We start from the raw sequence: 24,114 nt of genomic DNA on the forward strand, positions 1-24,114 counted from the left end.
TCACAAAAGTTGGTGCGTCACCAGACCCTCACAGGGGCTGCACACGAGGTGGCCGCACGGGGCGGTGCGGGGTGGCCCTTATGCGCCGAACGCCTTGGACTGCCCCTTGACCGGCTTCGCCCCCGCCAGCAGATGCGCCGGCACGAGGTCCCGGGCCGGCTCGCTGTATCCGACGGACACGATCTTGTCGCCCTGGTAGGTGAAGCTGGTCAGCGAGGCCAGCGTGCACTGCCGCTTGCGCGGGTCGTGCCACAGCCTCCGCCGCTCCACGAAACTCCGCACGATCCAGATCGGCAGCTGGTGGCTGACACAGACCGCCTCGTGCCCCCGGGCGGCGTCGCGGGCCGCGTCCAGGGCGCTCATCATCCGCACGACCTGCTCGATGTAGGGCTCGCCCCAGGACGGCTTGAACGGATTGGTGAGGTGCTTCCAGTTCTCCGGCCTGCGCAGCGCACCGTCACCGACCCCGAAGGTCTTGCCCTCGAAGACGTTCGCGGCCTCGATGAGCCGGGCGTCGGTGGCCAGCTCCAGGCCGTGCGACGTGGCGATCGGCACGGCCGTCTCCTGGGCACGCTCCAGCGGGGAGGCCACGACGTACGTGATGTCGCGCTTCTCCAGGTGCTCGGAGACCCGGTCGGCCATCCGCCTGCCCAGCTCGGAGAGGCTGTAGCCGGAACGCCGCCCGTAGAGCACGCCGTCCGGGTTGTGGACCTCGCCGTGGCGCATCAGGTGGACGACGGTGATGTCCTTGGCGCCGCCCCCGTTCGTCCCGCTCATGCGGTGGCCTCCGATGCGGCACGGGCGGCGGCCGGCAGCGCCGCGGCGATCCGCTCGACCGCGCGCGCGTCATGGGCCGTCGAGACGAACCAGGACTCGAACGCGGACGGCGGCAGGTAGACGCCCTGGGACAGCATCGAGTGGAAGAAGGCGGTGAAGCGGAAAGCTTCCTGCTTCTTCGCGTCCTCGTAGTCGCGCACCGGCTCGTCGGTGAAGAACACGGAGAACATGTTGCTCGCCGCCGACACCGTGTGCGCGACGCCCTCCTTGCTGAACGCGTCGCCCACCAGGGTCCGCAGCTCGGCGGACACCGCGTCGACCTTCGCGTACGCGGCGTCGTCCAGCAGCCGGAGCTGCGCGAGCCCTGCGGCGGTGGCGACCGGGTTACCGGAGAGGGTGCCCGCCTGGTAGACGGGACCGGCGGGGGCCAGGTGCGCCATCACGTCGGCACGGCCGCCGAAGGCCGCGGCCGGGAAGCCGCCGCCCATCACCTTGCCGAAGGTCATCAGGTCGGGGCGCACCCCGTCGATGCCGTACCAGCCGGCCCTGGACGTACGGAATCCGGTCATCACCTCGTCGGAGATGTACAGCGCGCCGTCGGCCGCGCAGATCTCCTTGAGCCCGGCGTTGAAGCCGTCCAGCGGCGGGACGACGCCCATGTTTCCCGGCGACGCCTCGGTGATCACGCACGCGATCTCACCCGGCTGCGCGGCGAACGCCGCACGCACGGCCTCCAGGTCGTTGTACGGCAGCACGATCGTGTCGCCGGCCTGGGCGCCGGTGACTCCGGGCGTGTCGGGGAGGCCGAAGGTGGCGACCCCGGAGCCGGCGGCGGCCAGCAGCGCGTCGACGTGCCCGTGGTAGCACCCGGCGAACTTCACGACCTTCGCACGCCCCGTGAACCCACGGGCGAGCCGGATCGCGGACATGGTCGCCTCGGTGCCGGACGACACCAGCCGTACCTGCTCCACGGGCTCGATCCGGGACACGATCTCCTCGGCGAGCGCGACCTCGCCCTCCCCCGGCGTACCGAAGGAGGTCCCCCGGGCCACCGCGTCCTGGACGGCCGCGATGACCTCGGGGTGCGCGTGGCCGAGGATCATCGGCCCCCACGAACACACGAGGTCGACATACTCACGTCCGTCGGCGTCGGTGAGGTACGGACCCGTACCGGACACCATGAACCGGGGCGTACCGCCCACGGCCCGGAAGGCACGCACGGGGGAGTTCACGCCGCCGGGCGTCACGAGGGACGCACGGTCGAAGAGCGTCTGTGAAACTTGGGCTTCGTATGAATACGCCACTTTGGTCCTGATCTGCGATTCGGAGGTTCGGGGGCCCGGCTGAATTTCTCGGCCGGCGGTGAGCGGGGAGCGCACGCCGCCCGTATGAGGCTCGTACAACGAAAGGGCGTCAGTCCCCTCGCGTCTGCGAAACTGGGGCGGGACAGGTAAAGCTCACACATGCCATGGTGTCAGAGGCACCGACGGTCTTGCGGACAGGTGTTTCACCGCACGCCCGTGGGGGAGGTCACTGACACGATGATCGGGTTGCGCGGCGGGGCTGTGTCTCCTAAGAAGTAGTCGGGTGGATGAGATATGCATCGCGGTGGCGGAGTGGGCGAAGGGACCGACGACCTGGGGCCCGAGCCTGCCCGGCGAGGGCGGCACCGGCGCGAGGCCGAGCGCGTACGGAAGGCCCAGGCGGGTGGCGCCGATGAGCCCGGGAGCAGGAGCAGTGGACGGGTGGGGGTGACCTACAAGTACTTCGGCGCCCCCGACGGGGCCACTGCCGCACGTGTGCCCATTTCCATGCGCCCCGAGGAGCTGGGCGGCGACGAGCTGGGCATGGGCGGCATGTTCAGCAAGATCAAGCCCGAGACGGTGGCGGCCATGGTCCTCACCGGCATACAGGGCATACCCCTGAACAAGGTCCCCCCGCTGGAGCTGGTGGTGCTCCACCCCGACTACGCGGTGGTCAAGCTCCCGATGACGGTCGTCGATCCGCTGCGGGACGTCGGCGAGGAGTCGGTCGGCGCGGCGGCCTTCATCTGGTCCACGGTCCCGGACCGCGGCGGTCCGCGCGACGCGTTCAACGTCTACCAGCTGCTCCACGAGTGGCAGGACTTCTCCCACCGGCTGCACGACGCGGGACATCAGGCGTACTGCCTGGTGTGGCCCTGACCGGCGGGGTGTTCCCGGGGGGCCTTGCGGGGTAAGCGGCCGGGAGGACCGGGACGGCCGGCCCGTGCGGCACACCGGGTGCTCGCGCCCCGCCCCGGTATAGGAGCATATGAGGCATGACGGCGGATGAACTGCATGTGGTCGTGGAGACCACGGACGACGGTGTCGTCCTGATTCGCGTCCGGGGCAGCCTGGACGGGTGGTCCGGATCCGAGGCCCTGGTCCGGGCCCTCGACGGGGCCTCCGCGCAGGGCCGGCGCCTGACCGTGGCCGACCTCTCCCAGTTGGAGTTCGCGGACTCCACGGGGCTGCACACCCTGCTGAACGCCCACCAGCGGCACACCGAGGCCGGCGTGCCGCTGGTGCTCGCCGGGCCTTTCATGATCGGCGTACAGCGGCTCTTCGAGGTCTCGGGCACGCAGGACGCCTTCCGCTTCGCGGACACGGTGGACGCGGCGCTGACGTGCTGACCGTCCCGGCGGCGCCGTCCGCCGGCCACCCGGCAGGAAGTGTGGTCCGGGGCCGGCGGGGCAGTCGCAGAAGGTATGAACGGGGAGCAAGAAGTGCCGCGGGACGGTGAGCGTTCGGCCAGGGGGCCGGAGGAAGCCGTCGGTCCCCCTGCCTGGACGGCTCCGCCCGGCACCACCCACGCCCCCGGTGTGCCGCGGAACGCGGCGGCGGCGCGCGACATCGTCTCCCGCCTCCTGGAAGAGGAGTTCTGCGGGCTGGGCGGAGAGGCCCCGGCCGACGTCGTGGTGGCCGACGCCCTGTTGGTGACGTCGGAGCTGGTGACCAACGCCGTCAGGCACGGTGGCGGGCTCATGGCGTTCTCCGCGACGATCACCGACGACGGACTCCTCCTGACCGTCGGCGACGCCAGCACCCGGGCGCCGGTCACCGCGGAGCACACCACCACCCTCCATATCGGCGGCTACGGCTGGGAGCTGGTCCGTCGTCTGGCGGCGCGCGTGTCCGTCACCTACCACGAGGACGGCAAGAACATCGTGGCGCTGGTCGCCCTCGTCTGACTCGCCCCGCACGCGGCACGGCGCTCGCCACGCGGAGCGGCACGCGGTACGGCGCCCGGTGCGGCACCACACGTCGCAGCGGGGCCCGGACGCCTGTGGCCGGAGGCTGTTGGCATAATTTCCGCCATGGTCCGTGACCCTCTCGACAACCCCGTTTCAGCCACCGCGCCGGTGGTGGCCGCCGAAGGCGAGGTCGGCGGTCACTGGGTCGTCCGGGCCCGGGGCGACCTCGACTGCGACAGCATCGATCCGCTGTTCATCGCCCTGTGGCAGGCCGTGGCCGGGCACGAGGTGGTCGTGCTGGACGCGTCGGCGGTCACCTTCGCGGACTCGTCGTTCCTCAGTCTTCTCATCGACGTGCACCAGCGCACGCAGCTGCGTGTCGCGGCCCCCCGCCCGGCCCTGCTACGGCTCCTGCGGACCGCGGGTGTCGACCGGGTCATCCGCACGTACGCCACGCTCGACGAAGCCCTGGCCGAGCCGCCGGACGCTCCCTGACCGGGCCGCCGCGGCGACGCCGCCCAGGTCAGCCGGAGGGGGCGGGCGGCGGAACGGTCTCGTGCCGCGCGGGCGGCGGGCCGTCCTGCGCGTGAGCCGCACCGGTCTCCCCGACCGCCGGTCCGGGGACGAAGAGCGGCAGGATCCCGGTGACGTCCAGGATCCTGCGCAGGAAGTCGGGCGTGTTCTCCAGGTGCAGCCCCACGCCGCGGGACGACGTGCCGCGGTGGATCAGCAGCAGGCTGGAGACACCCATCGAGTCGCACAGCCGCAACTGGGCGCAGTCCAGGAACAGGTCGCGCAGGCCGGGTTCCGCGGCGAGGCAGTCGTGGGCGCGCTCCACGAGCTGCTCGCTGGTGTCGTAGTCCAGGTCACCGACGAGACGCAGACGTACGGTTCCCGGACCGGGTTCAGTGGTCAGGGTGAAGGGCGGACAGTGCAGGTCGGTCATCCGAGGCTCCGGGGTTGTGGCCGGCTGCCGTACGGACGTCCAGGACGGTACGTGCCTGGTCGAGCAGCCGGATCGATCGGGGGAAGTCCTTGAGCTCCGCCCCCAGGACGTCGAGCACGGGTCGCAGGGATCCGGCCGGAACTCCCCGGGCGTCGAGAATGCCCGCGGTCCAGGCCAGGAAGCCGGTGAAGAGGTCGTCGTCGTCCACGTACAGGGCCACGCCCAGGTAGTCGACGATGTGGGCGATGTCCTGTGCCGTGTGCTCGCGCTGCTGGTCCGTGTAGTGCGCCGCCGCGGGAAAGCGGCTCTCCAGCTGCGCCAGCACCGCCCGCACCAACTGCGGGCGGCTGCGGGCGACGAGGGTGTACTCCTGGTCACCGAGGTGCGGAAGGTCGTCTATCTGCTGCCTGGCACCGGCCAGGTACGGGACCGGGAAGCCGTCCGCGATGCGGCGCGCCGCGCCGCGCGCGTCCGGCTCCCATGCGTCGGCGCCCAGGAGGCGCGCGTAGCGGCCGTCGGGCCCGAAGGCCGCCCCGCCCACGAGCACGGGCACCCCGACCGCCTGGCAGGCGGTGATCGCCGCGTGCGCGGAGGGCAGCCGGGTGGGAATGGAGGAGGACAGCGCGACGACGTCGGCACCGTGGCTGTGCAGGTGTCCGATCAGATGGGGCGTGGGGACCTGGGCACCGAGGAAGTCGACCTGCCAGCCGCGCAGCGTGAGCACCTCGGCGAGGAGGCGGGCCGGCAGGACGTGCCACTCCTGGTCCACGCACGCGACGGTGACCCGGCCCAGGTGCGGGGTGGTGCGCAGCGACGGGTGGTGGGCGAGCGCGGCGATGATGCGCTCGGCGATGGCACTCGCCGCGTGTTCCTGGGCCACGCTGAGGCGGTTGGCCGCCCATTCGGTGCCGACCCGCGCCTGTACGGGGGCGATCACGTCCAGCAGCACGCTCTCCGCGTCGATGCCGTCGTCCAGGGCGCTGAAGGCCACCTCGGCGGCGGCGTGTTCGTCCCGTTCGGTCACCGCCGTCCACAGCAGGTCCTGGTAGCCCCGAATCCGGGGCGCGGCGAGCGCGTGCGTAGTCATGCCGTGTACCTGCCCCGGGTGTGGCCGTCCACCGCGCTCAGGTGCGTCGTCTGCGGTGCGGTGATCGCGACGAGCGCCATGTCGTCGTGCCGGCCGTCGTGCAGCCACTGGGACGCGAGCATCTGGATGCGCTCGACGACCGCCTGGCCGGGCATGCCCCCGCACTCCGCGAGGGCCCGCATCAGCCGCTCCTCGCCGAACAGTTCGTCGCCGAGGGGCCCGCCGCGCGCTTCGGTGACGCCGTCGGTGTAGAGCAGGCACGTCTCGCCCGGGCGGAGGTAGGTCTCCACGGTCCGGGCATCGATGTGGGGCAGGGCCCCGACGAGGGTGCCGCGGGTGTCGATCTCCTCGACCCGGCCGTCGTTGCGGACCACCAGGGGGGCGGGGTGGCCGGCCGACGTCAGCCGCAGGCGCACCCGGTTCCCGGTCCGCTGGACCGAAGCCATCACCAGGGTCGCGAACCGGGTGTGGTGCGAATTGAGGAGAGCGCCGTTGAGGAGCCGGAGCATCCGTTCGTGGTCGTCCGCCATCGGCGTCAGTGCCTGGAGCGTGTTGCGGATCTTGCCGGTGAGCACGGCCGCGTCCAGGCCCTTGCCGCAGACGTCTCCGAGGACCGCCAGGGACGGGGCGTCGGGCGTGCTGCCCGGGTGCACGTCGTAGAAGTCACCGCCGACCCGGTCCCGCGCCGCTGCGGGCTGGTAGCCGCCGGCGAACTCCACACCGTTCACCCGGTGCAGCCGGGGCGGCAGCAGATCCCGCATCAGGGTGCGGGTTATGCCGCTCTGTTCCGCGTAGAGGCGTGCGGCGGACAGGGCCGCACCGGCCCGGGCGGCGAACAGCCGGGCGAAGACCTCCTCGCTCTCGCTGAACTCGGAGGAACCCGTACTGCGCAGCAGGATCAGGACGCCCGCCGGGACGCCGTGGCCCGGGAGCGGGGTGACGGACGCCGACGCGACGGGACCGTTGAACCCTTCCGGGAGCACCCAGTCGGGCAGCGTCGCCGGGTCGATCCACCGGGAGGGAACGGGCGGGAAGCCCTGCAGCGCCTCGCTCAGGCCGGGGACCTGGTCCGGATCCGCCACCACGGTGCCGCGGACCGCCGCCCCGCCCCCGACCGCGTACGCCATCGGGAGGTTCCGTCCCACGGCGGGTGCGATGACGACCGCGGCGTCGGCGATGTGCCGGGAGGCGAGCTGGGCGGTGGCCTGCATGCAGCGGTCGGTGTTCAGGGAGGCCAGCAGGACGTTCGACGCCTCGGCCAGGAAGGTCGTGCGCTCCCGCTCCGTGGCGAGTTCCACTTCCGCGAGCCGCCGGTCGGTGTCGTCGACCAGCCACCAGACCACGTTCCCGTCCTGGGCCGGGGTCGGATGCGCCTCGAAGCTCTGCGCGCCGATCTCACCCCGGAAGACCTGCCGGTCCACGTCTGCTGCCGGGCGGGAGGGGCGCGTGGTCTCCTCGTGGGCCCGTACCAGCCAGGACGGCGCCGACGCGGACAGTGCCGTGCCTCGCGCCGCACCGTCGAGCAGCAGTACCGCCGCCGGATTGGCGTCGACGACGGCTCCGGCCCTGTCGGCGACGAGCACCGGGTACGGGGCCATGGCCCAGTCGGCGGACGTGGACCGTTGGTGCGTTCTCGTAGCGATCTGTTCCTTCGGAGGAGCCATGAGGGGGGACCCGCCGGGGCGAGTCGCACCACCTTCCAACTGGACGAAAATTACTTTCCCTTCGGCAACCATTGCCCACGCAGGGCACGGATGGCAACCCGCACCCCCCTCCGGAGGAAGGTGTACGGCGGTACGCGCATCACACCCGCCGCGAAGCTTCACGTGATGCGCACACCTCGGCTACGCGTGCCCGCCCTGCGCCCTCGTAGTCCCCGTCCGCCCGCTCTCAGCCCGCCCCCGGGCGTCCGTGCCAGTCGAGACAGACGACCAACGCGTCGTCCGTCGCCGGGCCGCCACTGCCACGGTGCCCCAGCAGTGCCTCCAGCACGGCGCGCGGTACCTGCGACGCCGGCAGCAGCCGTGTGTCGGTAATCACCCGGGTCAGGGCGCGCAGGCTGTACTTCTCCCCCGCCGGTGACAGGGCGTCGTACACCCCGTCGCTCACGAAGAACAGCCGGTCGCCGGGTTCGACCCTGAAGTCCTGCACGGTGTAGACCGTGTCCTGGAACATCCCCAGCGGCATCTGGGCCTCCAGCTCGACGGGCTCGACCGTCCCCGCCCGCAACCGCCAGACGCGCGGCGATCCGGCGTCGATGATCTCCACGTTGCCGGTGGCCAGGTCGAAGCGGAGCAGGAGGGCGGCCAGGTACTGGCTCCCCCCGTGCTGGCCGTAGACCGCCTGGTCCGCCAGGTACGCCTGGTCCGCCAGGCCCAGGCCGGCCCGGCGGGCGTTGCGCAGGGCGTTGACCGCGAGGTTGGTGAGCAGCGCCGCGTCGATGCCCTCGCCCATGCCGTTGTTGACGGTCAGGACGAGGTCGTCGGCGGACGCGGACCAGTCGAAGCTGTCTCCGTGGATGGCGTAGGCCGGGGCCAGTTGGGCGCCGATGCTGTACTCCTCGCGGGCACACGAGCGCCCGGGCAGGAGCTGCCACTGCATCTCCGCGGCCAGCGTCAGGCGTTCCGCCCGGCGGGCCCTGAGGAACAGGTCGGTGTCCCGCTCCGCGACGACGACCTCGTGGGCCAGCGCGTCCGCGTACCCCCGCAGATCCTCCAGTACGCCCGCGGCGGGTTCCTCGCCGTCCCCGCCGGGCAGAGTGACGCTCAGCACTCCCAGCCGGTCGCCGCGGACACTGACCGGCAGGTGCACCGTCGTGGTGGAGGCGGCCCGGTCGGACACGCAGTGCGGCTGCTGGGCCCCGAAGGCCCGGCCGGCCGCGCTGTCATGGACCGACAGCGGTGCGCCGGTATGAGGAAGGTCTCCCACCGGCTGGAGCCGGGACATGGAGTAGTCGGCGAGCAGCAGCTCGACACCCACTGCCTGGTGCCGCCGCTCGATCAGCGAGCGCAGCACGTCGAAAACCTGGTGCGGCGCGGCCTCACGCAAGGTGCGTTCGACCGCGCTGGGTCTGTCCACTTGTACACGTCCTGCTTCCATTGGCCTATCTTCGATTCTGCGACTGCTCACACCGACCAGCCGGCACGGTCCACAGAGGCTCACTCGGGAGTGTCACATGCGAGAGGATCCCGCCCCTGCCCCACAGGAGGCATCCGACGGCATTCTCGGCGCTGAGCAGCTGCTGGAACTCATCCAGACCGCCTGGGAGAGCAGCCGGGACGCCTTCGACAGTGCCCCCGTCTCGCAGACCCAGACCCGTGTGATGTACGTCGTCGAGCGTGAGCCGGGGATCAACATGCGCGATCTCGGGCGCCGGCTCACCATGGCCGCGCCGTCCGTGAGCCGCCTGTGCGACCGGCTCCAGGCAACCGGTTTCCTGAGCAGGAACCCCCGGGTGGAGGACCGCCGCGAGATTCAGCTGCGGCTCACCGACGTCGGTCGGGCACACCTGGGGGAGCTCAGGCGCCGCCGGGAGCGGTTCCTGCGTCAGGCGATGGGCGACATGACACCGGCCGAGTGCCGTGCCTTCGCCACCGGCCTCACGGCGTTCTGCGAGGTGGTGGGCGGGTCGACGCAGTCGGCAGGCCGCACGCCCGACCGCCGCCACACCGCGTAGGAAGTCGCCGCACGGGCGCCCGCAACGCGACCCGGGAAGGCTCCCGCACGCCGGCACCCCGCGTCCCCGACGGCTCCGTGCGGGCCCGGCCCCCTGGCACCCGGACGGTCCCGGAACGCGCCGGGCCGCGCGGCCCACCGGCTCGGCGCACCTCAGCTCCCGCCGGAGAGCCTGCCGCTGAGGGCGCCGTGGAGATCGGCGCTCTGCTCGTTCAGCCCGATGATCTCCACCTGCTTCCCCCGCTGGGCGTACTTGGTCGTGACGGCGTCCAGCGTCGCGACCGAGGAGGCGTCCCAGATGTGCGCGGCGGACAGGTCGACGACGACGCGGTCGGGGTCGGTGGCGTAGGCGAACCGGCCGACCAGGTCGTTGGACGAGGCGAAGAAGAGCTCGCCGGTGACGGAGTAGACGACGCGACTGCCGTCCGGATCGGTGACCGCGGTGACGTCGGCGAAGTGGGCGACCCGCTTCGCGAAGATGACCATCGCGGTGATCGAGCCGACGACCACACCGACGGCGAGGTTCTCGGTGGCGACGACGCAGACCACGGTGACGACCATGACCGTGATCTCGCCCGCGGGCATCCGCCTGAGCGTCCGGGGCGCGATGGAGTGCCAGTCGAAGGTCGCGAAGCACACCATGACCATGACCGCGACGAGGGCCGCCATCGGGATGTCGGAGACGACCGGCCCGAAGACGATGCACAGCACCATCAGGAACGTACCGGCGAGGAACGTGGACAGCCGGGTCCGGGCACCGGAGACCCGTACGTTGATCATGGTCTGGCCGATCATCGCGCAGCCGCCCATGCCGCCGAAGAACCCGGTCACGATGTTGGCGATGCCCTGTCCGATGGACTCGCGGGTCTTGCTGGAGTGGGTGTCGGTGATCTCGTCGACCAGCTTGGCCGTCATCAGCGACTCCATCAGGCCGACCAGCGCCATCGCGAACGCGTAGGGCGCGATCGTGCTCAGCGTGTCCAGGGTGAGCGGCACGTCCGGCAGTCCGGGCACGGGGAGCGACGAGGGCAGCTCGCCCTCGTCGCCGACCGTCGGTACGGCGATGCCCGCGGCGACGGTGATCACGGTGAGGACGACGATGGACACCAGCGGGGCCGGGACCGTCTCGGTGATCTTGGGGAGGAACACCATCAGCGCCAGCCCGCCGACGACCAGCGGGTACACCGCCCAGGGCACGTCAGCGAGGTGGGGGACCTGTCCCAGGAAGACGAGGATCGCCAGCGAGTTGACGAAGCCGACCATCACGCTGCGGGGCACGAAACGCATCAGCCTGGCGACGCCGAGCGCCCCGAGGACGATCTGGAAGACCCCTCCGAGGATGACGCCCGCGATCAGATAGCCGAAGCCGTGCTCCCGGTTGAGCGGGGCGATGACCAGGGCGACCGCGCCGGTGGCCGCGGAGATCATGGCGGGCCTGCCGCCGACGAAGGAGATGACGACGGCCATGGTGAACGACGCGAACAGGCCGACCGCCGGATCGACCCCGGCGATGATCGAGAACGAGATGGCCTCGGGGATCAGCGCCAGGCCCACGACGAGTCCGGCCAGGGCCTCGGTCCGGAAGACCTTCGGGGACAGCCAGGGCGGACGGTGACCGCGGAGCCGGCCGGCCGGCGACAGTACGGAAGAGGACAAGGGGAGCAGGACCTGTCGTACTCGGGCACACCCGGCGGCACCGTGGGGCGTGCGTGGGCTGCGGGGCCGGACGGCGTGCCGCAGGCCGTCCGCGGCGGCGGACGGGGGTAGGGGGCGGGCAGCGCGGGCGGCCGCCGCCCGGGGCGGCGTACCGCCACGACCCGGGAGCGCACGCCCCGTCAAGAACGAAGGGGCGCCGGAGGCATCATCGGTCCGGCCGGAGTGCGCGGGCGCTGAGCAACTCTACCCTAACGTTAGGGTAGAGATCGGAGCGCCGTCCGATCGTGGCCACGGCGAGATGCGGGAAGGGCACCCCAGTGGGCAGCGAGCACATGCAGATCGGCGAGGTCGCCGCACGGACCGAGCTGTCGCTGCGCACGATCCGGCACTACGAGGAGTCGGGGCTCGTGGTCCCCTCCGCCCGCTCCCGGGGCGGGTTCCGCCTCTACACCGAGGCCGATGTCGACCGGCTGATGGTCGTCCGCCGGATGAAACCGCTCGGCTTCACCCTGGAGGAGATGCGGGACCTGCTCGAAGCGATCGACTGCCTCGACCGCGACGGGGAGGGGGTGCCGCGGGAGCGCGACGCGCTCCTGGAGCGGGTACGCGCCTACGAACGGGCCGCGTCCGAGCAGGTGCTCAAGCTGCGGACCCAGCTGGCACGGGCCGAGGAGTTCGCCGGAACGCTCCGCCGCCGCCTGGAGCGGACCGGCCCGCCCGAGGTGTAGCCGACGACGAGGCCCGGCCCGCGATGCGGGGAAGGGCCGAGGCCATCACCCCGTAACGGCCCGCTCCAGCCATTCATTGGCCGAAGAATGATCTCCAGCGCCCCCTCCGGCCGTGCCGATGCAAGGAGCACCGACACCGGAGGAGGCCCGCCGTGGGCGACGCCCTGCTGGCCCTGTCCGTTCCGCTCCTGATCCTCGCCAGTGGTGTCCACGCGGCGTGCGACCGCCGTCGGCGGCGCCGGCACCCGGCGCCGCCGTCCCCCTACACCCGTCAGGCGCACCGGCTCGCCGCACAGGACGCACTGCTGCGGGCCGGGGCCGTCATCGACGGCGCGTACACCTGCCTGGGGGGCTTCTACGAGAGCCCGGCCGCGCCGCGTCCGGCCCCGGCGGCCCCCCGTGTCAGCGGCGGGGCGGAGCCCAACCGGGGTCACGGCCCGTCACGGCCAGCACCCGCTCGAAGGCGGTGACGCCGGGCGTTACGGGGAACGGCTCGCCGAACACCTTCATCTCCCGGGCCTGCGGGGCCAGCGCCGCCAGCCCCGGCCCCACTTCCCCCACCACCGCCGGGTCGGGCACGAAGTCCTGTCCGGTCGCCCGCGCCAGGTCCCAGGCGTGCACCGTCAGATCCCCCAGCACCATGAGCCCCACCGTCCGCGCGGGCAGCCCCATGCCGCCGGTCACCCCGTCCTCCGCCCCCGGGACGTCCCAGGCCCGCACCAGGCTCGCCGTCTCCTCGTCGAACCGGCCGTGCCAGTCCCCCGTGACGACGTCCGGCGTCCCGCTGAAGTCGGCCGGCTGCCTGGCCGCCAGGGCCCGGAAGTTCACGACGACGAGGAACAGGTGGTTCAGCAGGGCCCGCACGTCGTACTCGGCGCACGGCGTGGGAGCGGTCAGATCCACGTCGCCGGTCCCCCGTACGACAGGGCGCGCCCGCGCCGCCGCCGCGTCCAGAAGCTCACTGATCTTCTTCATGGTTCCGACGATGCGCCGGTCCGGCGCACCCCGTCTTGAAGAAACGCGACAGCGGCGGCACGAGCGCGTCCTAGGATCCCGTCCATGGCCGGATCCGGACGCGACACGCGGGGCATCGTCGACGCCCCCGACCTCTTCACCCACGTGCGCTTCCGCCGTCGTGAACCCGCTCCCGCGCTGCGCCCCTTCCTCGAGCACTACTGGCTGATCGACTGGGACCTTCCGGAGCCGTACACCTCCCACGTGGTGCCGCACCCCTCCGTCCACCTCGTCTTCGAACGGCACGAGGCCGGCAGCGCTGGGGAGCGGGCGGGCCGAGCCGAGGTCCACGGCATCGTCCGCGGACTGTTCAGCCAACGGCTGGAGGGCAGGGGGCGGGTGTGCGGAGTGAAGTTCCGGCCCGGCGCCTTCCGGCCGTTCGCACCGGGCCGGCCGGTGTCGGACTGGACCGGTCGGCGCGTCCCCGCGGCGGAGGTGCTCGCGGCCCCGCCGGTCGGGGCCGTGCTGGATCCGGACGGGGAGGACGCGCGGGTCACCGCACTCGACGCGTACCTGCTGCCGCTGGTCCCCCCGCCCGACCCGCAGGCCGAGCACGCGACGGCGCTCGCCGACCTCGTCCGCACGGACCGCTCGCTGCTGCGCGTCGACGCGCTCGCCCGGGCGGGCGGGCTGTCCACGCGCTCGCTGCAGCGGCTCTTCTCCGCATACGTGGGGGTCGGGCCCAAGTGGGTCATCCTCCGGCACCGCATCCATGAGGCGCTGCACCGCGCCGAGAGCGACCCGGAGCCCGACTGGGCGGGGCTCGCCGCCGATCTCGGGTACAGCGACCAGGCACATCTGGCCAGGGACTTCACGGCGATCCTGGGCCTGCCCCCGACGGCGTTCACGCCGCGCTGACCGTGCCGCCGCGCTCCCGAAACCCTCTCGCCGCCGTACTCCGCCCAATGGCATCCTGACCAGGTGAACGGACCTGAGATCACCCTCGAAGCAGCCCCGGAACTCCGGCTCTTCGTCGCCCATGAACGCCGCGGGGGACGCACCGCCGTCGTCACCGACGGCTCGTCGACCCTGGGACACGTCGTGGAGTCCCTCGGCATCCCGCTCACCGAGGCCGGACAGCTGCTCGTCGACGGCACGCCGGTGCCCGTGTCGCACATCCCCCGCGCGGGGGAGCGGGTCGAGGTGCGGGCCGTGCGGCGCCCGCAGCGGGTCCCCGGCGCCCCGCTGCGCTTCCTGCTGGACGTCCACCTGGGCACGCTCGCACGCCGGTTGCGGCTGCTGGGCGTGGACGCGGCCTACGAGAGCGAGGACATCGGGGACCCCGCGCTGGCGGCCCTGTCCGCGGAGCAGCAGCGGGTGATGCTCTCCCGGGACCGGGGGCTCCTCAGGCGCCGGGAGATCTGGGCGGGGGCGTACGTCTACAGCGACCGCCCGGAGGAGCAGCTCCGCGACGTGCTCGGCCGGTTCGCCCCGGTGCTCGCCCCGTGGACCCGCTGCACCGCGTGCAACGGACGGCTCGCGGAGGCCGACAAGGAGTCCGTGAGCGCCCGCCTGGAACAGGGCACCCAGCAGTCGTACGACGTGTTCGCCCAGTGCACGTCCTGCGAGCGGGTGTACTGGCGGGGCGCCCATCACGCCCGTCTGGAGGCCGTCGTGGCCGACGCGGTACGCGAGTTCGGCGGGGCGGGCAGCGGAGCCGCCGCCTCCTGATCCCGGGGGCGGCCGCCGGCGGGAGACGTACGGCCGCCGGTGGGAGGAGCCGACGCCACGTGCCCGCCGGGTCACCGGTACGGTCCGGGCGTCGCCGGTACAGCTGCCGCCGGACCGCGAGCGGCCGGTCCACCGCGGGCTCCCCACCCGCACGGCCCACGGGCACGGCGTGAAACGCTGGTCCCATGGTCGTCGCCCGCTCCGTCGCGCTCTTCGTCGTCGCCGCACTCTTCGAGATCGGGGGCGCCTGGCTCGTGTGGCAGGGCGTGCGCGAGCACCGCGGCTGGATCTGGATCGGCGCGGGGGTCATCGCCCTGGGCGCGTACGGCTTCGTGGCCACGCTCCAGCCGGACGGCGACTTCGGCCGCATCCTCGCCGCGTACGGCGGGGTGTTCGTCGCCGGCTCGATCGCCTGGGGCATGGTCGCCGACGGCTACCGCCCCGACCGCTGGGACGTGACCGGGGCCCTGGTCTGCCTGGCCGGCATGGCGCTGATCATGTACGCGCCCCGCAGCCACTGAGGCCGCACGGCCGCTGGACCTGCGCACGGGCGGCCTGCCTATTCTTGGCCCGTACCGATCAGCTGTCCGAGGAGTTCGCCATGGCCGCCACCCCCATCGCCGTCATCACCGGTGCGAGCAGCGGCATCGGCGCCGCGACCGCCCGGCAGCTGGCAGCCGCCGGATACCGCGTGGTGCTCACCGCCCGCCGCAAGGACCGCATCGAAGCGCTCGCCGCCGAGCTCACCGGGGCGGGCCACCAGGCGACGGCCTACGCCCTGGACGTCACCGACCGGGCGGCCGTGGACGAGTTCGCCACCGCGTTCCGCTCCCTGGCCGTCCTCGTCAACAACGCGGGCGGGGCCCTGGGCGCCGACCCCGTCGCGACCGGTGACCCCGCCGACTGGCGCCAGATGTACGAGACGAACGTCATCGGCACCCTCAACGTCACCCAGGCCCTGCTCCCCGCCCTCACCGCGAGCGGCGACGGCACGATCGTGATCCTCTCCTCGACCGCCGCACTGTCCTCGTACGAGGGCGGCGGCGGCTACGTCGCGGCCAAGCACGGCGAGCACGTGCTGGCGGAGACCCTCCGGCTGGAGATCGTCGGCACCCCGGTCCGGGTCATCGAGGTCGCGCCCGGCATGGTGAAGACCGAGGAGTTCGCCACCACCCGCTTCCGGGGCGACACCGAGAAGGCCGCGAAGGTCTACGCGGGCGTCGACGCCCCGCTCACCGCGGACGACGTGGCCGAGACCATCACCTGGGCCGTCTCCCGCCCCAGCCACGTCAACATCGACCTCCTCGTGGTCCGTCCCCGCGCGCAGGCCTCCAACTCCAAGGTCCACCGCACGCTCTGAGGCCGGCGGCCGGCACGGCCGACGTGCGGGCGCACGGCTGACCGCCACGGAACGCGTACGACGGAGCACGGACGAGTCCCGGCCCCCCGCCACGGGGGCCGGGACTCCTCCCTGTGCCCACCGGGCCGTCCGGGAGTCCACCGACCCGTCGCCGTACCGCGTTCGGCTGCCAGCGGGTGCTGTCCGCCCCCCGGCGATATTGGGTGAGGGAACACTGCCGGGCCGCCGCATCGCGAGGCCCGGCGCCGCCCGCGAGAGGACACCCGGTGCCCCGGTTCATAGCGAAACGCCGAAGCCGTCCGGACTGGTACACGGCGATGCCGCCGCCCTCCGTACCCCTGAGCGCCGGCGCAGCCGTCCCGCACACCACCGGCGGACCCGCCGCGGAGCGCTCAGCCACGAAGAGACGAGGCCGGAGTATGCCCCTGCACCCCCTGCGCGGATTCACAGCGGGCCGACGGCGTCACGCCGCGGTCCTCGCCGCGGTGCTGACCTGTTCGACGGTGCTCACCGGACAGGACCCCGCCGCGGCCGGCGGCGCACCCGCACCGTCCGTGCCCGCCCCGCGACTGGACTGGAAACCCTGCGTCCAGGACAGCCCGTTCGACTGCGCGACCGCCAAGGTGCCACTGGACTACGGCAGTCCGGGCGGTCGCGCCGTCGAACTGGCCGTCGTCAGACGGAAGGCGACCGGCCCGGGACCGCGCGTCGGCACCCTGTTCTTCAACCCCGGGGGCCCCGGCGGGCCCGGGACGGTCCAGATGCCGCAGAACTACGAGTCCTTCCCGCGCGAGGTGCGGGAACGGTTCGACATCGTCAGCTGGGACCCCCGCGGGATCGGCAGCAGCACCGCGGTGAACTGCTTCGCGAACCCCGAGGAGGCCGCCGACTGGAACGGGAGCAAAGCGGCGGGCTTCCCCGTGGGCGAGAAGGAGCGCACGGCTTTCGTCGCCGCGTACGAGGACCTGGTGCGGCGCTGTGAGAAGCGTGACCCCGACCTCCTGCGCCATGTGTCGACCGCCGAGACCGCCCGCGACCTCGACCAGCTCCGCCGGGCGGTGGGCGAGCCACAGCTCAACTACCTCGGGATCTCCTACGGCACGATCCTGGGCGCCACCTACGCCAACCTCTTCCCCGGCAAGGTCCGCGCCATGGTCCTCGACAGCAACATCGCCCCGCGGGCCTGGACGAACGACGCGTCCGGGGACGCCCGGCGCACGACGTTCCTGCGCGTGGGCTCGGACCTGAGCGCGGCAGCGACCCTGAACGAGTTCCTCGACCTGTGCGGGTCCGCGACCACCGCCCGCTGCGCCTTCTCCGCCGGCGGCCCGGAAGCCACCCGGGACAAGTTCGACCGGCTGACGCGGCGGCTCCGGGACCATCCCGTCGGCACGTGGACCTATGCGCGCACGGTCGCCGACACGGTGAACAGCCTCTACATCGTCACCCCGGGGTGGGCGGACCTGGCCGGCAGGCTGGAGGACCTGTGGCAGGGCCGCGAGCCGGAACCGGCCCCGTTCCCGCCCGCGCCCCCGGTACCGGATCCGAATCCCTACCTGGGTGAGGAGCAGGCCGCCGCCGTGCTCTGCGGCGACAGCCCGAATCCGCGGGACCCCGGTGTGTTCCACGCCCTGGAGGAGGCGAGCGCCGCCCGTGCGGGAGACGCCGGACGCTTCTGGACCTGGGCGGCCGAGGGGTGCACCACCTGGCCCGTCTCCCCCGGCCGCTACTCCGGCCCCTGGGACAGGCCGACCGCACACCCCGTCCTGGTGGTCGGCACCGCCTACGACCCCTCCACCGCCTACCCGAACTCGCCGGCCATGGCCGAGGAGCTGGCGAACGCCCGCCTCCTCACCAACGAGGGGTACGGGCACACCGCGCTCCTCAACCCCAGCAGCTGTGTCCAGGAGCACGAGAGCCGCTACCTCGTCGACGGGACCCTCCCGGCGGTCGGAACGACCTGCTGGCAGGACACACCGCCCTTCTCCGCGCCCAAGCCGACCGGCGGGGTCGCCACCGGTGGCGGCGGGACGGCCGGCGTCGTCTCCTGAACAGGCCGCCCCGGCACACGGCGCACACCGGCAGGCCCGGACCGCAGTCGGTCCGGGCCTGCCGTACGTGTGGGGGCGGAGCGCCTCAGCCCTTCACGCACACGAGCTGCTTGAGCTTCGCGACGACCTCGACCAGGTCCCGCTGCTGCTCGATGACCTGCTCGATCGGCTTGTAGGCGGCCGGGATCTCGTCCACCACACCGGAGTCCTTGCGGCACTCCACGCCCCGCGTCTGGTCCTCCAGGTCCTGCGTCGAGAACTTCCGCTTCGCGGCGTTCCGGCTCATCCGCCGTCCCGCACCGTGCGAGGCCGAGTTGAAGGACTTCTCGTTCCCCAGCCCCTTCACGATGTACGAACCGGTGCCCATAGAGCCCGGGATGATCCCGAAGTCCCCGGAGCCGGCCCGGATCGCGCCCTTCCGGGTGACCAGCAGGTCCATGCCGTCGTACCGCTCCTCCGCCACGTAGTTGTGGTGGCAGGAGATGACCGGCTCGAAGGTGACCCTGGCCTTCTTGAATTCCTTCCGGACCACGTCCTGGAAGAGGCCCATCATGATCGAGCGGTTGTACTTCGCGTACTCCTGCGCCCAGAAGAGGTCGTTCCGGTACGCCGCCATCTGCGGGGTGTCGGCGATGAAGACCGCCAGGTCACGGTCGACGAGTCCCTGATTGTGCGGAAGCTTCTGCGCCTGTCCGATGTGGAAGTCCGCGAGTTCCTTGCCGATGTTCCGGGAACCGGAGTGCAGCATCAGCCACACCGCGCCCGCCTCGTCGAGACAGAATTCGATGAAGTGATTGCCCGAACCGAGCGTCCCCATCTGCTTCGTGGCACGCTCCTGCCGGAATTTCACCGCGTCCGCGATGCCGTCGAAGCGTGTCCAGAAGTCGTCCCAGCCCGACGTCGGGAAACCGTGCAGCCTTCCCGGATCCACGACGTCGTCGTGCATTCCGCGGCCCACCGGAATGGCCTGCTCGATCTTCGACCGGAGCCGCGACAGGTCGCCCGGCAGGTCGTTGGCCGTGAGCGACGTCTTCACCGCGGACATTCCACAGCCGATGTCCACGCCCACGGCGGCCGGGCAGACCGCCCCGTGCATCGCGATCACCGAACCGACGGTCGCACCCTTGCCGAAGTGGACGTCCGGCATGACGGCCAGACCCTTGATCCAGGGAAGCGTGGACACGTTCCGCAGCTGCTGCATCGCGCCGTCCTCGACGGACGCCGGGTCCGCCCACATCCGGATCGGTACGTTCGCGCCCGGCACCTCTACATACGACATAACCCCTCGATTCCCCCGAAAAGACTGAAAGCGCAAAACCGGTGCCGAGGTCGGCATATAGGTCTGCCGACCGGCATTCACAGCGGCGCGTGCGATACACATTGTGTCCATCGGCCGCCATCGAGCGGCAACCTGTTTTCGTACCGAAGGGAGTCTGGGACCGTGCGACACATGGCGTACGTACCCGGCGTCGCGCTCCTCGTAGCGCTCGTCGCCGGCTGCAGCGCCGGCTCCGACGCCGACGACCCCGCTGCCGACAGCAAGCCCGGCAGCCCCACGGTCTCGGCCGCACCGCCCGGCAAGTACCGGACACTGCCCGAATCCTGCCGTACGGTGCCGCGTTCGACGCTGAAGGACCTGCTGCCGGGGGTCGCCGAGCTGCCCGAGAAGCAGCGGGAGAAGGTCTACGAGGGCACGGCCCTCAACACCTTCGACACCGACCGCAAGGTCGGCTGCCGCTGGAGCGCGAACGCCCCGGACGCGTCCCGGAACGTCTCCATCGACCTCGAGCGCGTCGTGTCGTACGACCCCTCGGTGAGCGACGACGACCGCGCCGACGAGGTGTACACGAAGAAGGAGGACGCCGCCGGGCTGGCCCCCGGGGCGAACGGCGCGACCCCCAGCAGCACCGTCGCCGGCTCCCCCGCCCCGAAGCCCGGCGGAACCTCTTCCGGTTCCCCGGACGCACCGGCCACCGGCTCCCCCTCGGCCGCCCCGTCCGCCGACACCGCCGAGGACCTCCGGCCGCGGCTGCTGGAAGGCCTCGGGGATGCCGCGTTCCTGGACGACGAGCTCGCCCGGGCGGGATCCGCCGCCCAGCACCGCACCGTGAGCGTGGTGTTCCGCACATCGAACGTCATCGTGACCGTCCGGTACACCGAGCAGCCCGCCCGCATCACCGAGGTGCCCGACAGCCAGGAACTGCAGGAGAAGGCCCAGGCCCTGGCCCGGAAGCTGGCCGAGACACTCAGCGAGTGACCCGGCCCGGCGGATCCCGCCGAAGGGCCGCCCCGCACCCCCGGCCCCTGCGACCGAGGCGGCATCCGGCCGCCGACCGACGTACCGTGGCCCTCCGGATCGCCGGGCCCGCCCCGCGGACCGGCCGATCCGCCCGCACGACGTACAGCCCGCCCGCACGACTGAGACCGCCGTGCCGTCCGAGTGAAGGAACCATGCACCGATCAGCCCCGCGACTGTCCCGCATACTCGCCTGCGCCGCCGTTCCGGTGATGCTCGTCGTCGCCGGCTGCTCGTCGGACTCCGGCGACGACAAGAAGGGCTCGGACTCCTCCGCCTCCTCGCCGAGCGGGAAGAAGACGGAGCCGACCGTCGAGCCCGCGAAGTACGACACACTGCCCGCCGACACCTGCAAGTCGATCGCCAGGAAGACGACCGAGTCCCTGGTCCCGAAGGCCAAGGTCAAGTCGGGCACGGCGGGGAAGTCCAACAACACGGAGACCCGCAGCAGCTGCGCCTGGAACGGCCTCGACGACAACGGCGTCAAGGGCTCCCAGTACCGCTGGCTCGACGTCGGCTTCCTCCGCTTCGATTCGGACCAGGCCCTGGGCAGCGGGGCGAAGCGGGCGACCGACGAGTACACGAAGCAGGTCGCCAAGGCGCAGGCGGCCGAGGGGGCCAAGAAGGTCTCGGCCGCACCGGCCGACGGAATCGGCGAGCAGGCCACCTCCGTCACCTACGACCTCTCCAAGACCGGCGAGGACTTCGAGTACGCGACGGTCGTCGCCCGTACGGCCAACGTCGTCGTCACCCTCACGTACAACGGTGCGGGTTACGCGGGAGCCAAGACGCCCTCAGCCGCGGACATCCTCAAGGGCGCCCAGAAGGCCGCCAAGGAAGCCGTCGCCGCTGTCGGCGCCGAGGCCCCCGCAGCGGAGAAGCCCTCGGCCACCCCGTCCGACGAGGCCTCCGCCAAGACGTCCGACAAGGCGTCCGGCAAGACGTCCAGCAAGGCACCCACCAAGTCGTCCACGAAGACGTCCACCAAGTCGTAACTCCCCCGCGACGCACGAGAGCGCACCTGCCCGGCCGGGCAGGTGCGCTCTTCCGTACCGGCACCGGCCGGCGTGGGGTGCCTAGCTGGTGCACTCCGAACCCGCACCGGCGCTGAAGATGTAGCCGCCCTTCCAGTTGATCAGATTCGAGGTGCCGGCCTCGTTCTTCATCAGTGCGGACAGGCCGACGCACCGGCCGCCGGCCGCGGCGGTGCTGCTGTAGACCGGGCCCGCGTACGAGGAGAAGTTGCCCTTGTCGACATCGGCGCCGGCGGTGTTGTTGCCCGCCCAGATCCGCAGATCCATGTAATTGGCGCTGCCGGACGTGTTGTTGTCCATGAACGCGCAGGCGCTCGTGGTGTTGGCGTTGGTGTAGAAGAACAGCGTCCCGTAGCGCGTCGTCGCACTGGGAAGCGCCTTGGCGTCGGTGAGTTCGTACGCGGAGCCGCAGAGGGTGGCGGCCGCCGCGGCGGTCGCGCTCATGCTCGCGGCGATGGCACGCGTCTCGGCGTCGGCACCGGCGGCCACCTTCACGGCGGGCGGCTCGGCGGCGATCGCGACGGGCGCGGTGACACCCATGGCGGCGACGGCCGCTCCGGCTACCGCGAAACAGGTCAGAGTCCTACGGACAGAAGACACGATTCCCCCTGGATCAAATAAAGTTGACGGACCGTCTTCCGCGTCACGGGCCGAGCGGGCCGGCAACGGCGGTGAAGACGGTGGGACCGTAACCGCTCGGGTTCCGCACGGCCACCGCTTAATCCGGTCACTCGATGTAGAGGACACCTGTACGTGACGCACACACCGCGCCGCGGGCAGGGGATTCGCCCGGAACGGCCGTCGGCGACCTTTATGAACGGCGCCTCGCCCTCACGTTGAGTAGAACAGTGTGCCGTCCGTCACACACGAGCCGTCGGCTCAGCCGCACCGGGCACCGGGCCGGACGGGACGAGGGCGTCCCCCGGCCGCGCCACGCATGCCGAACGGGCGGTCCGTCCACAGGAGCGAGCCCCGTCCTCCGAGGTGCGTCTCCACTGCTTCCCGAGCCCGCCCGAAGGACGCGGAAGAGGCTCACCGGCGGCCCGCGGGCCGCCCCGGGGCCACCGCGCCGGGGCAGGCGCCGGAAGGGCTCCGCCCGTACCGGCCCGCACCCTCTCGCACACATGTGCCAGGCTGTCGCTCGCAACAGACCGAGCAGGAAGGGGAACGCGGGTGGCCGCAATGCAGCTGACACGCACGCACCGCATACTCATCGGGGTCGTCGTCGCGGGTGCGGTACTCATCGCCGCGATCGGCTTCGCGGGGTCGTACGCCGCCGTCCGCGAACTCGCCGAGGAGAAGGGATTCGGCCGGTTCTCCCTGGTCTTCCCGATCGGCATCGACGCGGGAATCTGCGTCCTGCTCGCGCTGGACCTGCTGCTGACCTGGATGCGGATCCCGTTCCCGCTGCTGCGCCAGACCGCCTGGCTGCTGACCGCCGCCACCATCGCCTTCAACGGCGCCGCCTCCTGGCCCGACCCCCTCGGCACCGCGATGCACGCGGTGATCCCGGTCCTGTTCGTCGTCTCCGTCGAGGCCGCCCGGCACGCCGTCGGCCGGATCGCGGACATCACGGCCGACAAACACATGGAGGGCGTCCGCCTCACCCGCTGGCTGCTCTCCCCCATCCCCACGTTCAAGCTGTGGCGGCGCATGAAGCTGTGGGAGCTGCGCAGTTACGAGCAGGTCATCAAGCTCGAGCAGGACCGGCTGATCTACCAGGCCCGCCTGCAGGCCCGCTTCGGCCGCAGCTGGCGCCGCAAGGCGCCCGTCGAGTCGCTCATGCCGCTGCGCCTGGCGAAGTACGGCGTGCCGCTCGCCGAGACCGCCCCGGCCGGCCTCGCCGCCGCCGGCATCGAGCCGGCCCTGCTGCCTCCCGCCCCGGCGGCCGTCGAGGGCGAGCCGCAGCAGCCCCAGCTCCCGTACGCCCCCCAGCCCGAGCAGCAGAACCCCGCGGGACCCCCGCAGCACCAGGAACAGCCGGCACAGGACCAGGCGCCTCGGCAGCACCGGCCGGCCGGTGAGGTCGACCGGCCCCAGGAGGGCCCCGGCTCCCACGACAGCCCCTGGTTCGCCGCACCCCAGGTGCCGGAGGACGCGTACGAGAGCGCGTACAACCCGACGTACGTGGAGGGCCTGGAGCCCACTCCCGTGATGATCCCCTCGGGCCCCGGCGGCCGGACCCGCCCCCTCGGCAACGTGGGCACGATCGGCACGTTCCCGCACCCGCGCAACGGCGAACCGCAGCCCGCCCCGCACCTGGAGCAGCAGGACCCGCTGGTCAAGCAGGAACAGCAGCCGGAACAGCAGGACGTGCGGGAACCCCGGGAGCCGCAGGAACACGACCCGCAGCAGCCTCGCGACGCGCAGCGGGAGGCCGAGTGGGCCGCCGCGGAGGCCCAGTTCGGCGAGATCGCGTACAAGGTGTTCGCCGAGTACACGCAGGAGCACCAGAACTACCCCAGCGCGGCGGTGCTCGACATCCACCTGAGCGACGTCCACAACGTCCGCCACCCCCGCAGCGCCCCGATCCTGCGGGGTCTGCTGCCGGGGTTCAGGCAGCGCTTCGACAACGAGATGTCCGCCGACCACATCGCCTGAACCA

The 24,114-nt window shown here is 72.0% G+C and carries 24 protein-coding genes; 14 read left to right on the forward strand and 10 right to left on the reverse strand.

The window, feature by feature from the left end; genetic code table 11:
- Positions 1 to 78 precede the first annotated feature (78 nt).
- Complete coding sequence (locus OG927_RS14250; protein WP_056799520.1) at positions 79 to 777, reverse strand: histidine phosphatase family protein; 699 nt, start codon at positions 775 to 777, stop codon at positions 79 to 81.
- Positions 774 to 2,081: a glutamate-1-semialdehyde 2,1-aminomutase gene (gene hemL, locus OG927_RS14255; protein WP_079099337.1), complete on the reverse strand. Its 1,308-nt coding sequence runs from the start codon at positions 2,079 to 2,081 to the stop codon at positions 774 to 776. Before hemL ends, OG927_RS14250 begins: the two co-directional genes overlap by 4 nt.
- Before the next feature lie 294 nt (positions 2,082 to 2,375).
- On the opposite strand from hemL, the gene OG927_RS14260 reads away from it, so the two are divergent.
- The 4 genes from OG927_RS14260 (at position 2,376) to OG927_RS14275 (ending at position 4,486) form a co-directional block, all read left to right on the forward strand.
- Positions 2,376 to 2,960 carry a hypothetical protein gene (locus OG927_RS14260; protein ID WP_079099338.1) on the forward strand — a complete coding sequence of 195 codons (585 nt, stop codon included), beginning with the start codon at positions 2,376 to 2,378 and terminating at the stop codon, positions 2,958 to 2,960.
- Positions 2,961 to 3,076: 116 nt separating this feature from the next.
- Positions 3,077 to 3,430, forward strand: a complete 354-nt coding sequence (locus OG927_RS14265; RefSeq protein ID WP_330320262.1) for an STAS domain-containing protein — start codon at positions 3,077 to 3,079, stop codon at positions 3,428 to 3,430.
- A gap of 75 nt (positions 3,431 to 3,505) precedes the next feature.
- Positions 3,506 to 3,988, forward strand: a complete 483-nt coding sequence (locus tag OG927_RS14270) for an ATP-binding protein (RefSeq protein ID WP_124282033.1) — start codon at positions 3,506 to 3,508, stop codon at positions 3,986 to 3,988.
- A 126-nt stretch (positions 3,989 to 4,114) separates the two neighbouring features.
- Positions 4,115 to 4,486 carry an STAS domain-containing protein gene (locus OG927_RS14275; protein WP_330320263.1) on the forward strand — a complete coding sequence of 124 codons (372 nt, stop codon included), beginning with the start codon at positions 4,115 to 4,117 and terminating at the stop codon, positions 4,484 to 4,486.
- Between the two features lie 28 nt (positions 4,487 to 4,514).
- On the opposite strand, the gene OG927_RS14280 is transcribed toward OG927_RS14275, so the two are convergent.
- The 4 genes from OG927_RS14280 to OG927_RS14295 all read right to left on the reverse strand — a co-directional run bounded on the left by OG927_RS14280 (position 4,515) and on the right by OG927_RS14295 (position 9,102).
- Positions 4,515 to 4,937, reverse strand: a complete 423-nt coding sequence (locus tag OG927_RS14280) for an STAS domain-containing protein (protein ID WP_079099339.1) — start codon at positions 4,935 to 4,937, stop codon at positions 4,515 to 4,517.
- Positions 4,897 to 6,024 carry a cobalamin B12-binding domain-containing protein gene (locus OG927_RS14285; protein ID WP_124282031.1) on the reverse strand — a complete coding sequence of 376 codons (1,128 nt, stop codon included), beginning with the start codon at positions 6,022 to 6,024 and terminating at the stop codon, positions 4,897 to 4,899. The genes OG927_RS14280 and OG927_RS14285 overlap by 41 nt, the downstream gene beginning before the upstream one ends.
- Positions 6,021 to 7,688 (reverse strand): PP2C family protein-serine/threonine phosphatase, encoded by a 1,668-nt coding sequence (locus tag OG927_RS14290; protein ID WP_124282030.1) that lies wholly within the window; start codon positions 7,686 to 7,688, stop codon positions 6,021 to 6,023. The genes OG927_RS14285 and OG927_RS14290 overlap by 4 nt, the downstream gene beginning before the upstream one ends.
- A 226-nt stretch (positions 7,689 to 7,914) precedes the next feature.
- Complete coding sequence (locus OG927_RS14295; protein WP_330320264.1) at positions 7,915 to 9,102, reverse strand: PP2C family protein-serine/threonine phosphatase; 1,188 nt, start codon at positions 9,100 to 9,102, stop codon at positions 7,915 to 7,917.
- Positions 9,103 to 9,199: 97 nt separating this feature from the next.
- Here OG927_RS14295 and OG927_RS14300 point away from each other — a divergent pair, with 97 nt between their 5' ends.
- Entirely contained in the window at positions 9,200 to 9,700 is a 501-nt protein-coding gene (locus OG927_RS14300) for a MarR family winged helix-turn-helix transcriptional regulator (RefSeq protein ID WP_209470282.1), read from the forward strand.
- Between the two features lie 152 nt (positions 9,701 to 9,852).
- Here OG927_RS14300 and OG927_RS14305 read toward each other — a convergent pair whose 3' ends face one another.
- A complete protein-coding gene (locus tag OG927_RS14305; RefSeq protein WP_056799543.1) occupies positions 9,853 to 11,355 on the reverse strand; it encodes a SulP family inorganic anion transporter in 1,503 nt (500 codons plus the stop codon).
- A gap of 317 nt (positions 11,356 to 11,672) precedes the next feature.
- Here OG927_RS14305 and OG927_RS14310 point away from each other — a divergent pair, with 317 nt between their 5' ends.
- On the forward strand, positions 11,673 to 12,083 hold the full coding sequence (locus OG927_RS14310) for a MerR family transcriptional regulator (RefSeq protein WP_330320265.1): 411 nt from the start codon (positions 11,673 to 11,675) through the stop codon (positions 12,081 to 12,083).
- A gap of 402 nt (positions 12,084 to 12,485) precedes the next feature.
- Here OG927_RS14310 and OG927_RS14315 read toward each other — a convergent pair whose 3' ends face one another.
- Positions 12,486 to 13,058, reverse strand: a complete 573-nt coding sequence (locus OG927_RS14315; protein ID WP_330320266.1) for a TIGR03086 family metal-binding protein — start codon at positions 13,056 to 13,058, stop codon at positions 12,486 to 12,488.
- Positions 13,059 to 13,142: 84 nt separating this feature from the next.
- Here OG927_RS14315 and OG927_RS14320 point away from each other — a divergent pair, with 84 nt between their 5' ends.
- The 5 genes from OG927_RS14320 to OG927_RS14340 all read left to right on the forward strand — a co-directional run bounded on the left by OG927_RS14320 (position 13,143) and on the right by OG927_RS14340 (position 18,179).
- The gene (locus tag OG927_RS14320; protein ID WP_330320267.1) at positions 13,143 to 13,955 is read left to right on the forward strand and encodes a helix-turn-helix domain-containing protein; all 813 of its coding nucleotides are present in this window, start codon (positions 13,143 to 13,145) and stop codon (positions 13,953 to 13,955) included.
- A 63-nt stretch (positions 13,956 to 14,018) separates the two neighbouring features.
- Positions 14,019 to 14,768 (forward strand): Mut7-C RNAse domain-containing protein, encoded by a 750-nt coding sequence (locus OG927_RS14325; protein WP_056799555.1) that lies wholly within the window; start codon positions 14,019 to 14,021, stop codon positions 14,766 to 14,768.
- 185 nt (positions 14,769 to 14,953) lie between these two features.
- Positions 14,954 to 15,289, forward strand: coding sequence for a YnfA family protein (locus OG927_RS14330; RefSeq protein WP_209470279.1), 336 nt, complete (start codon positions 14,954 to 14,956; stop codon positions 15,287 to 15,289).
- An 80-nt stretch (positions 15,290 to 15,369) separates the two neighbouring features.
- Entirely contained in the window at positions 15,370 to 16,128 is a 759-nt protein-coding gene (locus tag OG927_RS14335) for an SDR family NAD(P)-dependent oxidoreductase (protein WP_056799560.1), read from the forward strand.
- A 419-nt stretch (positions 16,129 to 16,547) separates the two neighbouring features.
- On the forward strand, positions 16,548 to 18,179 hold the full coding sequence (locus OG927_RS14340) for an alpha/beta hydrolase (RefSeq protein WP_056799563.1): 1,632 nt from the start codon (positions 16,548 to 16,550) through the stop codon (positions 18,177 to 18,179).
- Positions 18,180 to 18,264: 85 nt separating this feature from the next.
- Here OG927_RS14340 and OG927_RS14345 read toward each other — a convergent pair whose 3' ends face one another.
- Positions 18,265 to 19,458 (reverse strand): RtcB family protein, encoded by a 1,194-nt coding sequence (locus tag OG927_RS14345; RefSeq protein WP_330320268.1) that lies wholly within the window; start codon positions 19,456 to 19,458, stop codon positions 18,265 to 18,267.
- A 171-nt stretch (positions 19,459 to 19,629) separates the two neighbouring features.
- On the opposite strand from OG927_RS14345, the gene OG927_RS14350 reads away from it, so the two are divergent.
- Positions 19,630 to 20,436, forward strand: a complete 807-nt coding sequence (locus tag OG927_RS14350; protein WP_056799575.1) for a hypothetical protein — start codon at positions 19,630 to 19,632, stop codon at positions 20,434 to 20,436.
- A 194-nt stretch (positions 20,437 to 20,630) separates the two neighbouring features.
- Positions 20,631 to 21,470: a hypothetical protein gene (locus tag OG927_RS14355; RefSeq protein WP_056799578.1), complete on the forward strand. Its 840-nt coding sequence runs from the start codon at positions 20,631 to 20,633 to the stop codon at positions 21,468 to 21,470.
- 81 nt (positions 21,471 to 21,551) lie between these two features.
- Here OG927_RS14355 and OG927_RS14360 read toward each other — a convergent pair whose 3' ends face one another.
- On the reverse strand, positions 21,552 to 22,109 hold the full coding sequence (locus OG927_RS14360; RefSeq protein WP_209470275.1) for a hypothetical protein: 558 nt from the start codon (positions 22,107 to 22,109) through the stop codon (positions 21,552 to 21,554).
- 573 nt (positions 22,110 to 22,682) lie between these two features.
- On the opposite strand from OG927_RS14360, the gene OG927_RS14365 reads away from it, so the two are divergent.
- Positions 22,683 to 24,110, forward strand: coding sequence for a DUF2637 domain-containing protein (locus OG927_RS14365; RefSeq protein WP_330320269.1), 1,428 nt, complete (start codon positions 22,683 to 22,685; stop codon positions 24,108 to 24,110).
- Positions 24,111 to 24,114 lie beyond the last annotated feature (4 nt).

The sequence above is a fragment of the Streptomyces clavifer genome, from assembly GCF_036345975.1.
Lineage (GTDB): Bacteria > Actinomycetota > Actinomycetes > Streptomycetales > Streptomycetaceae > Streptomyces > Streptomyces clavifer.